Raw genomic sequence first — 16,161 nt, 5'->3', positions numbered from 1 at the left:
AATGGTAGTAGGAGATTTCGCAATAGAATTAGACACAGTTGTTATTGGTTCAGGCCCAGGAGGCTATGTAGCAGCAATTCGTGCCGCTCAAATGGGTCAAAAAGTAGCAATCGTGGAAAGAGAATTTATTGGCGGCGTTTGTTTAAACGTTGGATGTATCCCTTCAAAAGCGCTGATCAGTGCAGGACATCATTACCAAGATTCACTACATTCTGATGTATTCGGCGTTACAGCTGAAAATGTCGTTTTAGATTTTGCTAAAACACAAGAATGGAAAAACAATAAAGTTGTTGCAACCCTTACTAAAGGCGTTGAAGGTTTATTGAAAAAAAATAAAGTTGAAATTTTACGCGGAGAAGCTTATTTCAACGACGAACACACAATGCGTGTCATGGGTGAAGCAACTGCTCAAACGTATTCGTTCAACAATGCTATTATCGCAACAGGCAGCCGTCCAATTGAAATCAAAGGATTCAAATTTGGTAAACGTGTGATCGATTCAACTGGCGGTCTGGCTCTTCCAGAAGTTCCTAAAAAACTAGTTGTTGTAGGCGGAGGCTATATCGGAAGCGAATTAGCTGGAGCTTATGCTAACTTAGGTGCAGAGGTTACTATTTTAGAAGGATCTCCTTCGATTATGCCGACATTTGAAAAAGACATGATCAAATTTGTAACGAATAATTTTGCTAAAAAAGGTGTAACTATTGAAACATCTGCAATGGCTAAAGAAGCAGTCGAAACTGAAGACGGCGTAACCGTTAAATATGAAGTAAACGGTACTGAAAAAACAATTGATGCTGATTACGTTATGGTAACTGTTGGCCGCCGTCCTAATACTGATGAACTTGGATTAGAAGGTGCTGGGATCGAGTTAACTGAACGTGGATTGATTAAAGTTGATGAACAAGGACGTACAAGTGTTAAAAACATCTTTGCTATCGGAGACGTTGTTCCAGGTGCTGCTCTAGCTCATAAAGCTAGTTATGAAGCTAAAATCGCAGCGGAAGCCATTTCAGGTAAAAAGGTAGCTGTTGATTACAAAGCGATGCCGGCTGTAGCATTTACAGATCCTGAATTAGCAGTTGTTGGTTTAACCGTTGCTGAAGCGAAAGAAAAAGGACTAGATGTTAAAGCTTCAAAATTCCCATTAGCAGGTAATGGACGTGCTCTATCTTTAGACGCAACAGAAGGTTTCGTACGCTTGGTAACAACTAAAGAAGAAGGCATTCTAGTTGGGGCTCAAATGGCTGGTGTAAGTGCGAGCGATGTGATTGCTGAATTAGGATTGGCTATCGAAGCAGGAATGGTTGCAGAAGATATTGCTTTAACTATTCATGCACATCCTTCTCTAGCTGAAACTGTAATGGATGCTTCTGAATTAGCATTAGGTATGCCGATTCATATGTAATTTAAAACAATCAATAATAAAAAAGAGCTGAAGATTAAAAATCAGCTTCTCGTCTTCATTGTTCCAATAAAGACGTGTTCCAATTAAAAAAAGGCGCTTATTCTGTAAAGAATAAGTGCTTTTTTTATATTTGAAATTCAAAAAAGACACGAAACTAACGGGTTTTTGTTATAATGAAAAGAGAGAGGGGTCGCCTTTGATTTTATTCATCTGAATTTTTAACAACTGTTGCTATTGGAGGAGATAAAGTGGCTAAAAAACAAGATAAAAAAATAATGATCGTTGGCACAGATGATAGAGCCTATCAATTTGGGTTTCTTAGTATGTTGAAATTAAAATTAGCTGAAGTGTTTTTCTTTCAGCAAAATGATTTAAAAGAAGAGTTTATCCATGATTTACAGTATGCAACAGCTTTTTTTTCTTCTGGGTCTTTTACTATTGGACACGAAAAAGATTTTCAAACAACAGATATAATGGTCATCACTGCTAACGAAAAAAAATTAGAAGAAGAAACAGATGAAAACCACTTAAGAAGAAATATACGGTTAATCAGAAAAATCATTAAGCAGGCAATGGCAAATGGATTTAACGGTATAGTATTAATTGCAACAGAGCCGACTGATATCTTTACTTATTTGATTTGGAAATTCTCTGGATTGCCTAAAGAGAAGATTTTTGGGCTTGGAACATACATTGATTCTGTTTTGTTTCAGCAATTATTAAGTCAAAAGTTAGGGATCTCGCCGCGAGATATCAATGCTTTCATTATTGGCGGCAGCTCAAAAGAACATAAAATCGCTGCTTGGAGTAGATCTAACGTTGGCGGTAATTCTATTCTTAGTTTAACGATTGATTCTGATAGTGGTATCGATCAAGAAGACATGTTTGAAATAGAGCAGAAAATTTTAGAAAAAAATTTATTTTCTGATACGTTTACTTCTCCTTTTACTACTGCAACTGCTCTAATAAAGTTGGTTCAATTTATGTTAACAAACGAAGAAGCGATCGTTCCGTTAGTTCATTTGGCAAATATAGAAAAAATGACAGATATTCCCTTAGCCCTTCCAGTTTTGTTGGGAGAAGAGGGAATACGTAAAACAACAGGGTTAAACTTTTCGGATTTAGAAAAACAAGAATTGCTGGAAGCAGCTAAAAATATCCGAGCGAATTTAGATTGGATAGAAAAAGGATAAAAAGGAGTAGAAAATGGACGATAAAAATTATAGTTACCCAATGGATTATGACTGGACAAGAGATGAAATGGAAAAAGTGATTAATTTATGGCGGGCAGTTGAACTAGCCTATGAAACGGGGATAAACCGAGAGCTCTTTTTAGAAAAATACAAAAGTTTTAAGCAAGTATTGCCTTCTATTGGTGAAGAAAAAAAGTGGAGTCGTGAATTCGAATCTATTTCGGGTTATTCTCTTTATAAAGTAGTCCAAGCAGCTAAGAAAACTAATAAAAAAACGCTTCTTATAACAAGCAAATAAGTAGAAAATAAAGGGAGTACATGATAATTTAAAAGAATAGAAGGGAAGTGATTTCTTGAATCAACTAGATAAAAGAAACCAACTGATCAAAGAATGGATCTCTGAGGCTGCAGAAATCAGTAAAGCTTCTTTTGAGAATGAACTTGTGATTCACGAAAAAACCAATAGAACAGATTTAGTGACAAATATCGATAAAGAAATTGAACGATTTTTTATTGAAAAAATCGAGACTTTTTTTCCAGGGGAACGTATTTTAGGAGAGGAAGGCTCAGGCCATCAAATGACTGACTTAGAAGGGATCGTATGGATTATTGATCCTATTGACGGGACCTTAAATTTTGTGAAACAGCAAAATGACTTTGCCATTATGATTAGTATCTACGAAGATGGGGTAGGCCAATTAGGTTATATCTATGATGTTATGCAAGATGCACTTTATTTTGCAACCAAAGGACAAGGTGCGTATTTAAATGGAAGAAGATTAAAAAACGTAGAAGATACACCCTTAAACCAAGGCTTGATTGCCATTAGCCATCGCTTAATGGCGGATGAAACAAACGAAGAAGCAAGAAAAATTGGAAGAGCTAGCAGCGGTGTACGTATGATCGGTTCCGCTGGTCTTGAAACAGTACATGTCGTTACAGGCAGGTTAGTTGGGTACTTGGGTGCTTCGTTAGCTCCATGGGATATTGCAGCTGGAAAAATTATAGCTGAAGAAGTCGGGCTCGTATACACTCAATTAAACGGCAAAAAGATTGATTTATTGAAGCACAATGCAACAATTTTGGCTACGCCAAGAGCGTATAACGAAATCATGAAGAACTACCATTTAGAGCGATAAATAAAACGGTTGCATAAAAAAGAACGAAAATATACTGCTATCACAAACTTTTTTCTTTTCAATTATTTGTTTTAGTGGTAGAATAGACAAGTTGATAGTTGTCTTCATAAGTTTTCAATGCGTTTTCATTCTGAATTTTGCAGAAGCTTATGGAAAAGTTCAAGTGCATAAATTGGGTTGAATAATTTTTATAAAGATAGATAGCGAATCAGAAGCATTGAAATAACAAGAAGAATCTTGGAGGAATAGAGTAATGAAAAGAAGAGAAGACCTTAGAAATGTAGCCATTATAGCCCACGTCGACCATGGTAAAACCACGTTGGTAGATGAGTTATTGAAACAATCGGATACATTGAATTCCCATAACCAATTGGCTGAAAGAGCGATGGATTCAAATGCCATTGAACAAGAACGTGGGATTACCATCTTAGCTAAAAATACAGCCGTTAAATACAAAGACACGCATATCAATATTCTGGATACGCCAGGCCATGCTGACTTTGGTGGAGAAGTTGAACGTATTATGAAAATGGTTGACGGAGTAGTTTTAGTTGTCGATTCATATGAAGGAACTATGCCGCAAACACGTTTCGTATTAAAAAAAGCTTTGGAACAAAAGTTAGTTCCAATCGTTGTTGTAAATAAAATTGATAAAGACGCTGCTCGTCCAGCAGAAGTTGTAGACGAAGTACTTGAATTATTTATTGAGTTAGGCGCAGACGATGAGCAATTAGAGTTTCCAGTTATTTATGCTTCTGCTATGAATGGTACAAGCAGCCTTTCAGACGACAAAAATGATCAAGAACCTACAATGGATTATGTTTTTGATACAATTATCAAAGAAATTCCAGCACCAATTGATAACTCTGATGAACCGTTGCAATTCCAAGTATCATTACTAGACTATAATGATTATGTTGGGCGTATCGGTATCGGCCGTGTTTTCCGTGGTACGATCAAAGTTGGCGATAGCGTTACTTTGAGTAAATTAGATGGTACAACGAAGAATTTCCGTGTCACTAAATTATTAGGATTCTTTGGATTAGACCGAGTTGAAATTGAAGAAGCAAAAGCTGGGGATTTGATTGCCGTTTCAGGAATGGAAGATATTTTCGTTGGAGAAACCATCACACCTACTGATCACATTGATCCATTACCAATATTGCATATTGATGAACCTACTTTGCAAATGACTTTCTTAGTGAACAATTCTCCTTTTGCAGGACGCGAAGGAAAATGGGTTACTTCACGTAAAATTGAAGAACGCTTAATGTCAGAATTGCATACAGATGTCTCTATTCGTATTGAAAATACGGATTCACCTGATGCTTGGATCGTTTCTGGCCGTGGGGAACTGCATTTGTCTATTTTAATCGAAAATATGCGTCGTGAAGGCTATGAATTACAAGTTTCTCGTCCAGAAGTTATTTTACGTGACTTTAACGGCGTTCAATGTGAACCTTTTGAATTAGTTCAAATCGACACTCCTGAAGAATATATGGGATCAATCATTGAATCTTTGAGTGCGCGTAAAGGTGAAATGCAAGATATGGTCAATAACGGAAATGGACAAGTTCGTTTAACTTTCTTGGCACCAGCTCGTGGATTGATTGGTTATTCTACTGAATTTCTTTCGATGACTCGTGGTTACGGAATCATGAACCACACATTTGATCAATATTTGCCGCGCTTAAAAACTAAAATCGGCGGACGCCGTAACGGTGCATTGGTTTCAACAGAAACGGGTAAAACAACAACTTATGGTATCATGGGTGTTGAAGATCGTGGAACAATTTTTATCGAACCATCAACTGATATTTATGAAGGAATGATCGTGGGAGAAAACTCTCGTGAAAATGATATCACGGTAAATATCACTAAAGCTAAACAAAAAACAAACGTTCGGTCAGCGAATAAAGACCAAACAAACGTCATCAAAACTCCGCGTCATTTAACATTAGAAGAATCTTTAGAATTCTTAGGAGATGACGAGTATTGTGAAATTACTCCTGAAAATGTTCGTTTACGTAAACAAATCTTAAATAAAGGCGAACGCGAAAAATCTGCTAAAAAGAATAAAACTTCTCAAATAGGTTAAGCCACTTGGTTACGTAAAGGTTTCAAGGACATTTTTATGTTCTTGAAATCTTTTTTTGTTTTCCTGAAACCTTATATGACGGAATTGCATAGCCCACTGCATTCATGGGTTGGACTTAAAATAGCTTAATGTTTTGACAAATAAAAATACCTGGCCTTTCATATTCATATTGTTGGATAAAGCTTTTGTTGATATAATAAAACTGTTACTTTAGAAAAAGTGTTTAACTAGTAGTATAAAATGATTCGTTTTAGTGACAGATCATTATCGGTTCTTGCTGAGTCATTTTAAGAAAAAGCATACTACGTATCTGAAGGCTTTATAGTAATAAATAAAAATATAAAGGAGGCCGCGGGCTTCTTTTAAGCCGAGAGCATGAAAAAGTTAAAGTATTTAGATTATTATATTTTTATTCCCTACTTGATTCTTTCTGTATTTGGAACACTGATGGTCTACAGTTCGAGTAGTTACATTGCCATTAGTGAATACAATAATTCAGAATATTATTTTATTAAGCAGGCTTTGTTTGTAGGGGCAGGATTACTTATCAGTTTGTTTATCTTTTTCATCAGATATACTAAATTAAAACACAAGAATCTAATTATGTACGCTATCAGTTTCATAGTAGGATTATTAATTTATCTTCTTATTTTTGGAGAAGAAATAAATGGAGCAAAAGGATGGTTAAATATTGGCCCAGTTGGGATACAACCGGCTGAGTTTGCCAAAGTTGCGGTCATTTGGTATTTTGCTTACATTTTTTCCCGGAGACAACAGCAAATTGTGCGTGATTTTTGGTCTTCAATGAAACAGCCTGCCATTCTATTTGGCGTGATTTTATTGTTGATAGCAATCCAACCCGATATAGGCGGAGCAGCTATTATTTTATTTATTGGTGTAATTATGATTTTCGCTAGTGGTGTTTCGACTAAATTAGGCGTTACGATGGGCGCACTAGGAATTACAGTGATACTTGGTGTGGTAGAATTGGTTAGAGTTTTCGGTACAAAACTGCCTTTTCTGCAAGCTTATCAATATGATCGTTTTCTAGCTTTTTGGGATCCTTTTGAAGTGTCTGAAAGTGCTGGACTACAGTTAGTGAACTCTTATTATGCTCTTAGCCGTGGTGGTCTTTTTGGTGTTGGAATTGGACAAAGTGTTCAAAAGACAGGCTACTTGCCTGAGCCATATACGGATTTTATCATTTCAATCATAGGTGAAGAGTTAGGATTATTAGGTATCTTGTTTATTTTAACCCTTTTTATTTTTTTAATTTTGCGGATCTATCTTGTAGCTATTCGAACAAAAGATCCCTTTGGTTCTTTGCTTTGTGTGGGAATTGCTACTATGTTTTTAATTCAAGGCTCAATCAACCTAGGAGGAGTTTTAGGATTGCTTCCAATTACTGGAGTAACTTTTCCCTTTATAAGTTATGGGGGATCTAGTACACTAGTGTTAACTATCTCAATAGGATTAGTTTTAAATGTAAGTTCACTAGATAAAAAGCGCAGACTGGAAGAGAAAACAATAAATTGACCAAAAAGTTAGAGTTAAAACGAAGAATGCCTCTGTAATAAAGGAGGCTTTTTTTAATCAGTAGTCAAAGGCAAACAATAAATTGATTTAGGAGTGAGAAGATGGATAAAGTATTAGTAGCTAACCGAGGAGAAATAGCTATCCGGATATTTAGGGCCTTAACGGAACTACATATTGGTACAGTTGCTGTTTATGCACAGGAAGATGAGAGCTCTGTTCACCGTTTTAAAGCGGATGAAGCTTATTTGGTCGGAAAAGGGAAAAAACCAATTGAAGCTTATCTTGATATTGAGGATTTGATTCGGATTGCTAAAGATGCAGGTGCTGATGCCATTCATCCTGGTTATGGGTTTCTATCTGAAAACATTGAGTTTGCTAAACGTTGTGAACAAGAAGGTATTATTTTTATTGGACCTAAATTGCATCACTTAGATATTTTTGGTGACAAAATTAAGGCAAAAGAAGCTGCCATTAATGCAGGAATACAATCTATCCCTGGATCAGATGGTCCAGTTGCGGATTTAGAAGAAGTCACTGCCTTTGGGGAAAAATATGGTTACCCTATTATTATCAAAGCAGCATTGGGTGGCGGAGGCCGAGGAATGCGTGTGGCTCATTCTGTTGAAGAAGTTAGAGATAGTTTTGAACGGGCACGCAGTGAAGCAAAAGCAGCTTTTGGAAACGATGAAATATATGTAGAACGCTACATCAAAGATCCTAAACATATTGAAGTTCAAATTCTAGGTGATTCTCATGGAAATATAGTCCATCTCTATGAGCGTGATTGTTCTGTTCAACGTCGCCATCAAAAAGTAGTCGAAGTAGCTCCGTGTGTGTCTATCACGGAAGAATTACGTCAAAAGATGTGTCAAGCAGCTGTTCAATTAATGAAACACGTCGGATATGTAAATGCTGGAACCGTAGAGTTTTTGTTAGAAGGATCAGAATTTTACTTTATTGAAGTGAATCCTCGGGTTCAAGTAGAACATACGATTACAGAAATGATCACAGGTATTGACATTGTTCAAGCTCAAATTCAAATTGCTCAAGGAATGGATTTGCACAAAGACATAAAAATACCGCAACAGTCAGCTATTCCATTAATGGGAGCTGCTATTCAGTGCCGTGTCACCACAGAAGACCCTTTAAATGGCTTTTTACCTGACACTGGTAAGATTGATACGTATCGCTCTCCAGGAGGTTTTGGCATTCGGTTAGATGCAGGAAACGGGTTCCAAGGAAGTGTCATTTCGCCTTTCTTCGATTCTTTATTGGTAAAGGTTTGTACACAAGCATCTACTTTTGAATTGGCTGTACAAAAAATGGTCCGTGCTTTAAAAGAATTCCGGATCCGCGGAGTCAAAACAAATATTCCGTTTATGCAAAACGTTATTTCTCACCCTGTTTTTTTATCAGGTAATGCTAAAACGACTTTCATTGATACCACCCCAGAACTTTTCAAGTTCTCAAAAGTCCGTGATAGAGGAAATAAAACAATGAAATACATCAGCAATATTACGGTAAACGGATTTCCAGGAATTGAGAAAGCAGAAAAGAAATTCTATGAACCTGCTAGAAAGCCAAAACAGCTGATTTTGTTGGACGAGAACTATCAAAGCGCAAAAAATATCCTTGATCAGCAAGGAGCAGATGCTGTAGTAGAATGGGTCAAGCGGTCGAAAGAAGTCTTATTAACGGATACGACCTTTAGAGACGCGCATCAAAGTTTATTGGCTACTCGTGTACGGACTCAAGACTTCTTAGCCATTGCTGAAGAAACTGAAAAAGCTATTCCGCAATTATTCTCATCTGAAATGTGGGGCGGAGCTACTTTTGATGTGGCGTATCGATTCTTAAATGAAGACCCATGGGAACGTCTAAGTAAATTAAGAGAGAAAATGCCGAATACGTTATTTCAAATGTTGTTTAGAGGCTCCAATGCTGTAGGGTATCAAAATTATCCCGATAATGTGATTGAATCCTTTATCAGACAAGCAGCCCAAAATGGAATTGACGTATTCCGTATCTTTGATAGCTTAAATTGGATTCCGCAAATGGAAAAAAGCATTCAAGTCGTCCGGGATACGGGCAAGATTGCGGAAGCAGCCATTTGTTATACAGGAGATATCAATGACCCAACAAGAGATAAATATACGGTACAGTACTACAAAAAAATGGCTAAAGAATTGGAAAAACAAGGAGCTCATATTATTGCTGTCAAAGATATGGCAGGAATTTTGAAACCTCAAGCAGCTTATCGTTTAATCAGCGAATTAAAAGCCAGTGTGGATCTGCCGATTCATTTGCATACTCATGATACAAGCGGCAACGGTATTTTTACCTATGCCTCAGCTGTCAAAGCAGGAGTAGATATTGTGGATGTAACAATGAGTGCGATGAGCGGAGCAACCAGTCAGCCTAGTATGAATAGCCTATACTATGCTTTGTTGGACACAGAACGTGTTCCTTCGATCACAATTGAAAATGCCCAACAAATTAACCGCTATTGGGAAGATGTGCGGGCGCGATACAACGACTTTGAAAATGGAGTTAGTGCTCCTCAAACGGAAGTCTATCAACACGAAATGCCTGGAGGACAATACACTAATCTGCAACAACAAGCAAAAGCTGTAGGGTTAGATGACGAATGGGACAAAGTTAAAAAAATGTATGCAGTAGTTAATCAACTGTTTGGAGACATTGTTAAAGTTACTCCTTCTTCAAAAGTTGTAGGAGACATGGCTTTATTTATGGTTCAAAATCACTTGTCAGAAGAAGATATTTATACAAGAGGGATGGAAATTGATTTTCCAGAATCTGTCATCAGCTTTTTCATGGGAGATTTAGGACAACCAGTTGGGGGCTTTCCGGAAAAACTACAAAAAATTATTTTAAAAGAGAAAAAACCCATTACCGTAAGACCAGGATCATTAGCGAAACCGGTTGATTTCACTGAGATAAAAAAAGAATTAGCTGAAAAAATTGATAAAATCCCATCAGATGAAGATGTATTAAGTTATATTATGTACCCACAAGTTTATTTAGATTACCAAAAGAACTATGAACAATTTGGGGATGTAACAGTGCTAGATACGGTAACATTCTTCCATGGTATGCGAACAGGAGAATCGATTGAAGTTCAAATTGAAAAAGGAAAAACGTTAATTATTAAGTTAAATCAAATAGGTGAACCAGATGCTGAAGGAAATCGAACTATTTACTTTGATTTGAATGGACAAGGCAGAGAAGTAGTAGTGAAAGATACGAGTATTACCAGTACAAAGGTAGTCCGTAAAAAAGCGGAGCCGACAAACAAAGAGCAGATCGGTGCAACGATGCCGGGTTCAGTGATTGAAGTATTGGTATCGAAAGGGGAACGTGTCAGTCAGGGGCAACCGATTGTTATCACTGAAGCAATGAAAATGGAAACCACTATTAAAGCTACTTTCAATGGTGTTATTGATCAAATTTATGTAGAACCTGGCAATCTTATCGAAACAGATGATTTGTTGATTGAAATGGTAGCAAAATAAAAAAACGTCAGTGACTGAAAGGGGACCTGATAAAAAGTGAAAACTATTTTAAGAGCTGTACCGATCTTTCTGCTTTTAATGGCTGTAACTTATTTGGTTCCCCAAATCACGTCAGAGGGTCCTTCTGAAATTATTACACAGAAAAATAAAGCACAAGAAGTAAAAAAAGAAAATGCTGTTAATCAGCCAGCTACATTTAAACAAGAAAAAATCCCTTTATCCGGTATTGGGCTTTATATAGGACAACCGGTTGAAAAAATCCAGGAAGAGTTTGGAGAACCTTTACGGATTGATCCTACTCTGTACGGATATGATTGGTGGGTCTATGGTGAAAACGAGCAAGATTACTTTCAAGTAGGAGTATCTGCTGATGGAAAAATTACAAATATTTTTGTTTTAGGTGCACAATTAGATGCTTCTCCTTTTAAAATAGGAATGGATATTACAGAAATTTATCAATTGACTATGTTTTATCCGACTTTTTCCATAGATTATCAGGAGGATACGTATACACTTGAATTATCAGAAAATGACTTGAATTACCATCCTTTGATTCCTTTTGAAAATCAAACCTTTGCTATTTTGATGTTTGATCGAAAGACCAATGAAGTGAATGCCATTCGTTACCTAGATAAACGGTCACTTTTACAATTAGGCGTTTATGAGATCACGTCTCAAACTCCAATCCCTGCTGTAGAATACCAAGAAAATGATTTTAAAGAAGTGTATAAAAGTAACCAACAAGAAATTTTGACGATTCTCAATAGTTTGCGTCAACGCTATGAAGTGCCCGTTTTGACGTATGACACTGCGTTAACCAACATGGCTAATGATATCTTCACCTATCAAGCAAAACAGCTTGCTGAAAAAGCCCATGTGAATAACAAAGAAGAAAGTTCCTTACAAGACGACGCCCAATCTAAAGATGATGGAACCGGAATAAACGAGCATGAAATAGATGAATATCCACCGTTAACGACTGATTTAATACAAGAAAAGTTAAAGCTGGAGGAAGTACCTTTAGCGGATACTCGGGTTCTGTATTCGAATCAATCAGCTGACTCTACTTGGAACGCATCTTTTTGGTTTAGTATTGAAAATCAGCGGATACTCTTGATGGATCCGAACCTAAAAAGAATCGGTATTGCTTTTCGCGGACAAGAAGTTCTTTTGATTCTAGATAGAGATACAGCAAATTCTGTGAAATGAACTTAAAATCAGTTGTTAAGATGGAAAAACAACTGGAACATAAGAAGAGGAGGGGCGATAATGGAGTTAGTATTAAATAAACGACAAGGGATCATTGTATGGGTATACAGTCTCAGACATTTAAAAACATTAAAGCGTTTTGGTTTGATTCATTACGTTTCCAAGCGCATGAAATACATTGTTCTATATGTTAATCAATCAGAAGTAGAAACAACGGAAAGAAAATTAAAAGAACTACATTTTGTCCGTCAGGTAGAGCCATCTTATAGGCCCCAAATCAATATGGACTTTAAAGAAATACTTGGAAAATCAGCTCCTAGAAAAGAAGCTGAGAAAGTTACAGAAATGGACAATGTTTGTTTAGAAAATAATGAGTTGCCTAAACTAGAGTAATGAGACCAAGAAGGAATTATTCAAGTTCCTTCTTTTTTTAGAACAAAAAATCAGGAATTGAAAAAGGAATGGTGAACAGATGAGAGTAATTTCAGGCGAATATGGCGGGAGAAAGTTAAAAGCAGTTCCTGGTAAAAACACAAGACCTACAACTGATAAAGTAAAAGAATCCTTATTTAATATTATAGGCCCATATTTTGATGGCGGTACTTGTTTGGATTTATTTGCAGGAAGTGGCAGTCTGGCTATTGAAGCCGTTTCTCGAGGTATGGAGCATGCTGTTTTAATTGATAAAGATCCTGTAGCAATCAAAACCATCAAAGAAAACATTGAAATGACTAAAGAAACAAGTAAATTTGAAGTTTTCCGCAATGACGCTAATCGCAGTATCGATGTTTTGATCGGCAGAAAAAAAAGCTTTGATCTGCTTTTTTTAGACCCTCCTTATTTAGAACAGGAAATTGTACAACAACTTGAAAAAATTATGACAGGAAACCTTTTAGCAGATAAAGCATTAATTATTTGTGAAGTCAGTCGGAAAATTGATTTACCGACAACCATTGGAATAGCTGAGGAATTTAGAACAGAAATTTATGGAGCCAGCAAAGTTGTTTTATATGAGGTAATTAAAGAAGGAGGAGATAAAGGTGACTAAAGTGGCACTTTTCCCAGGGAGTTTCGATCCTTTGACCAATGGGCATCTAGATACAATTGAACGAGCTGCCAAGCTGTTTGATCAATTGGTTATTGCTGTAGCAACTAATACGTCAAAAAAATCTTTATTCAGTGCAACCGAAAAAACGGATTTAATCCAACAAGCTGTTTCTCATTTAGCAAATGTGTCAGTAATTGAACATACAAGCGGCTTAACAGTTGACTTAGCAAAAAAAATCGGCGCTGATGCTATGATTCGCGGATTACGTAACCTACAAGACTTTGAATACGAAACAAATATTGCGGCAATGAATAAAACTCAAGATAAAGAAATTGAAACAGTTTTCTTGATGGCTGCTGAAAAGCATCGCTTTTTGAGTTCAAGTTTAATTAAAGAAGTTGCTTTTTTTGGCGGTGATATTTCAGAATTAGTACCGTATCATGTCAACGCTGCAGTTAAAAGTAAATATGCTGGTGACTAATATAATATGACATCCCAATCAAAAAATGCTTACAAAAAGGGTGACTGCGATGAAAAAAAGAAAAAGTCCAAAACGAATAGGGTGGATAATAGCTCTTCTTCTGGTAGCTTTAGGCTTTGTTGTGCCTCTTCCTTATTATATAGAAGCTCCAGGTTCGGCTGTTCATTTGTCTGATTTGATTAAAGTTGATGATCAAAAGGATATGAATAAAGGAAGTTATATGCTTACAACTGTTTCGATCAGGCAAGCAACACCATTGACTTATTTGATGAGGTACTTGCCTTATCATGAAGGATTGACGCAAGATGAGCTTTTTGGTACGACTACTTCTAATGAAGAGTACAATAATTTGCAAAAGTACTATATGGATAGTTCAATTAATGCGGCCATTGAATTAGCTTATAAAACAGCTCATAAGCCTTATACTTTAACCTATAAGGGCATTTATATCATGTCTGTTCTGCCTAACTCCAACTTTGAAGGGAAATTAAAAATCGGTGATACTGTTAGTGCCTTAGATGGAAAAACTTTTGAAAGCTCAGATCAATTTATGGATTATGTAAAGCAACAAAAAGTAGGGCAAAAGCTAACGGTTACTTATCAACGAGATGGTAAAACAGATACGGTCACGGCACCTTTAACAGAAATGAAGGAAACGAAACTTCCAGGACTAGGTATTAGTTTAGTTGAGCATACGACGATTGAAACGGAAATACCGGTAACCGTTAAATCAGATCAAATCGGAGGTCCTTCTGCCGGATTTATGTTTGCTTTGCAAATTTATACTCAACTAACCGGAAATGATTTGCGAAAAGGACATGAGATCGCAGGAACAGGAACGATTTCTTCAGATGGAACAATCGGACGAATTGGCGGTATTGAAAAGAAAGTGGTAGCGGCAAGTAAAGAAGGGGCAACTATATTTTTTGCACCTGATGATACCATTGATCCGATTATTCAAAAGAATTACCCTAATTTACAATCGAACTATAAAGAAGCAGTGGCAGCAGCCAATAAATTAGAGACGAAAATGACTGTTGTTCCAGTAAAAAACTTTCAAGATGCGATTGATTACTTGAAAAAATTAAATTAAAAAATTCCTCAAGTCTATGTAAAATAGATTTGAGGATTTTTTTTTAACATAAATGCTCCTTTTTTACAGATAGTTAAGAAAGAAGCATTAATTAAGGAGGCGAACTGATGTATGGAAAAAACAGTGAAACAATGGATAATAAAAAATCGATTGTTTCTGGGAATGGGAACAGGTTTATTATTGTTGATAATGATAGGAACGTTGATATTCATGCTATTTTCAAATCCGAAACCAACGACTGAAAATGATTTTTTGCTGAACGATTTTTCTAGTAGTTCTTTGGATAAAGAAACCAAAATGAACAACAACGAAGCAGATTCTCCAGATAAAGCAAAAACAGAAAAAATATATGTAGATGTAAAAGGAGCTGTTTACCTCCCTGGTGTTTATGAAGTGAGTTCAGATTTACGATTAATTGATGCTATTGCCCTAGCAGGCGGTTTTTTGCCTACAGCAAATCAAGAATCAGTCAATTTAGCACAAAAGTTATCGGATCAAATGATGATTACCATTCCTGAAATGAGGAGTGAAGCAGAAATAAGTTCTGAAATAGCAGAACAACCTCCCGTTACAGTGACCGTTTCTGAAGAAAGTAAGGATACAGAACCTGGTAAAGTGAATATTAATGCAGCAGATACAACAGAATTGCAGACTCTGTCTGGTATAGGCGAAAAAAAAGCAGAACAGATTTTACAGTATAGACAAGAGAACGGCTCTTTTCAAACGATTGAAGAATTAAAAGAAGTATCGGGCATAGGGGAAAAAACATTTGAGGCATTGAAAGCTTTTATTACAGTGGGCGTTGAATAAAAGAAAGATTGAAAGTTAGGAGGAGCTTTTGTATACTGAATAAGCATTTAAGGAATTAAAATGATCACGGTTTATTTACCAAATAAGATGAAGGAGGAGACTAAAATGATAGAACGTATTCCTTGGAATCAATATTTTATGTCACAAAGTTTATTACTTTCTTTAAGAAGTACTTGCGAGAGACTGACAGTCGGAGCAACGATCGTTAGAGAAAAAAGAATCATTGCTGGCGGGTATAATGGATCAGTGAGCGGCGATGTCCACTGTATCGACGAAGGCTGTTATGTTGTTGATGGTCACTGCTTAAGAACGATCCATGCAGAAATGAATGCTATTTTGCAATGTGCGAAATTTGGCGCTCAAACAGAAGGCGCAGAGATTTATGTCACTCATTTTCCTTGTCTTCAATGTACTAAAATGATTCTGCAAGCGGGAATTAAAAAAATTTATTATTTAGAAGATTACCATAACAATCCATATGCACTAAAACTGATTGAACAAGCCCACGTTCAATGTGAAAAAGTAGATTTGCCAGAACATTTTTTTGAAAGTTTAAAATTTTAAAAAAATGGACATTCAAAGTATTTTCCCAGACAATGACAGCTTAATCAAG

At 36.4% G+C, this 16,161-nt stretch carries 14 protein-coding genes; all 14 read left to right on the top strand.

Going from position 1 to position 16,161, the window contains the following annotated elements; all coding sequences use genetic code 11:
• Position 1: 1 nt before the first annotated feature.
• On the top strand, positions 2-1,408 hold the full coding sequence (gene lpdA, locus BR87_RS03345) for a dihydrolipoyl dehydrogenase (RefSeq protein ID WP_035028644.1): 1,407 nt from the start codon (positions 2-4) through the stop codon (positions 1,406-1,408).
• Positions 1,409-1,656: 248 nt separating this feature from the next.
• Positions 1,657-2,601, top strand: coding sequence for a lactate/malate family dehydrogenase (locus BR87_RS03340; RefSeq protein WP_244877022.1), 945 nt, complete (start codon positions 1,657-1,659; stop codon positions 2,599-2,601).
• A 13-nt stretch (positions 2,602-2,614) separates the two neighbouring features.
• A complete protein-coding gene (locus BR87_RS03335) occupies positions 2,615-2,899 on the top strand; it encodes a UPF0223 family protein (protein ID WP_035028636.1) in 285 nt (94 codons plus the stop codon).
• Between the two features lie 55 nt (positions 2,900-2,954).
• The gene (locus tag BR87_RS03330) at positions 2,955-3,740 is read left to right on the top strand and encodes an inositol monophosphatase family protein (RefSeq protein WP_035028632.1); all 786 of its coding nucleotides are present in this window, start codon (positions 2,955-2,957) and stop codon (positions 3,738-3,740) included.
• Positions 3,741-3,993: 253 nt separating this feature from the next.
• On the top strand, positions 3,994-5,838 hold the full coding sequence (typA, locus tag BR87_RS03325; RefSeq protein WP_035028629.1) for a translational GTPase TypA: 1,845 nt from the start codon (positions 3,994-3,996) through the stop codon (positions 5,836-5,838).
• Between the two features lie 375 nt (positions 5,839-6,213).
• Entirely contained in the window at positions 6,214-7,374 is a 1,161-nt protein-coding gene (locus BR87_RS03320) for an FtsW/RodA/SpoVE family cell cycle protein (protein WP_035028626.1), read from the top strand.
• Between the two features lie 101 nt (positions 7,375-7,475).
• Positions 7,476-10,907: a pyruvate carboxylase gene (locus BR87_RS03315; RefSeq protein WP_035028623.1), complete on the top strand. Its 3,432-nt coding sequence runs from the start codon at positions 7,476-7,478 to the stop codon at positions 10,905-10,907.
• Positions 10,908-10,943: 36 nt separating this feature from the next.
• Entirely contained in the window at positions 10,944-12,116 is a 1,173-nt protein-coding gene (locus BR87_RS03310) for a CAP-associated domain-containing protein (protein ID WP_035028620.1), read from the top strand.
• 60 nt (positions 12,117-12,176) lie between these two features.
• Positions 12,177-12,509, top strand: coding sequence for a YlbG family protein (locus BR87_RS03305; protein ID WP_035028617.1), 333 nt, complete (start codon positions 12,177-12,179; stop codon positions 12,507-12,509).
• A 79-nt stretch (positions 12,510-12,588) separates the two neighbouring features.
• Positions 12,589-13,164 carry a 16S rRNA (guanine(966)-N(2))-methyltransferase RsmD gene (rsmD, locus tag BR87_RS03300; RefSeq protein WP_035028614.1) on the top strand — a complete coding sequence of 192 codons (576 nt, stop codon included), beginning with the start codon at positions 12,589-12,591 and terminating at the stop codon, positions 13,162-13,164.
• On the top strand, positions 13,157-13,645 hold the full coding sequence (gene coaD / locus BR87_RS03295; RefSeq protein ID WP_035028612.1) for a pantetheine-phosphate adenylyltransferase: 489 nt from the start codon (positions 13,157-13,159) through the stop codon (positions 13,643-13,645). The genes rsmD and coaD overlap by 8 nt, the downstream gene beginning before the upstream one ends.
• Before the next feature lie 49 nt (positions 13,646-13,694).
• On the top strand, positions 13,695-14,738 hold the full coding sequence (locus tag BR87_RS03290; RefSeq protein WP_035028610.1) for a SepM family pheromone-processing serine protease: 1,044 nt from the start codon (positions 13,695-13,697) through the stop codon (positions 14,736-14,738).
• Positions 14,739-14,849: 111 nt separating this feature from the next.
• Entirely contained in the window at positions 14,850-15,548 is a 699-nt protein-coding gene (locus BR87_RS03285; protein ID WP_035028608.1) for a helix-hairpin-helix domain-containing protein, read from the top strand.
• A gap of 108 nt (positions 15,549-15,656) precedes the next feature.
• A complete protein-coding gene (locus BR87_RS03280; protein WP_156959127.1) occupies positions 15,657-16,112 on the top strand; it encodes a ComE operon protein 2 in 456 nt (151 codons plus the stop codon).
• The last annotated feature ends 49 nt before the right edge of the window (positions 16,113-16,161 follow it).

This window comes from Carnobacterium mobile DSM 4848 (assembly GCF_000744825.1).
Lineage (GTDB): Bacteria > Bacillota > Bacilli > Lactobacillales > Carnobacteriaceae > Carnobacterium_A > Carnobacterium_A mobile.
This window is presented reverse-complemented; position numbering and strand designations above follow the sequence as displayed.

Excerpts from the sequence above, each read along its gene's own strand:
- typA (WP_035028629.1), top strand. The coding sequence starts at position 3,994 with ATGAAAAGAAGAGAAGACCTTAGAAATGTAGCCATTATAGCCCACGTC.
- BR87_RS03315 (WP_035028623.1), top strand. The coding sequence starts at position 7,476 with ATGGATAAAGTATTAGTAGCTAACCGAGGAGAAATAGCTATCCGGATA.
- BR87_RS03335 (WP_035028636.1), top strand. The coding sequence starts at position 2,615 with ATGGACGATAAAAATTATAGTTACCCAATGGATTATGACTGGACAAGA.
- BR87_RS03320 (WP_035028626.1), top strand. The coding sequence starts at position 6,214 with ATGAAAAAGTTAAAGTATTTAGATTATTATATTTTTATTCCCTACTTG.
- lpdA (WP_035028644.1), top strand. The coding sequence starts at position 2 with ATGGTAGTAGGAGATTTCGCAATAGAATTAGACACAGTTGTTATTGGT.
- BR87_RS03305 (WP_035028617.1), top strand. The coding sequence starts at position 12,177 with ATGGAGTTAGTATTAAATAAACGACAAGGGATCATTGTATGGGTATAC.
- rsmD (WP_035028614.1), top strand. The coding sequence starts at position 12,589 with ATGAGAGTAATTTCAGGCGAATATGGCGGGAGAAAGTTAAAAGCAGTT.
- BR87_RS03290 (WP_035028610.1), top strand. The coding sequence starts at position 13,695 with ATGAAAAAAAGAAAAAGTCCAAAACGAATAGGGTGGATAATAGCTCTT.
- BR87_RS03285 (WP_035028608.1), top strand. The coding sequence starts at position 14,850 with ATGGAAAAAACAGTGAAACAATGGATAATAAAAAATCGATTGTTTCTG.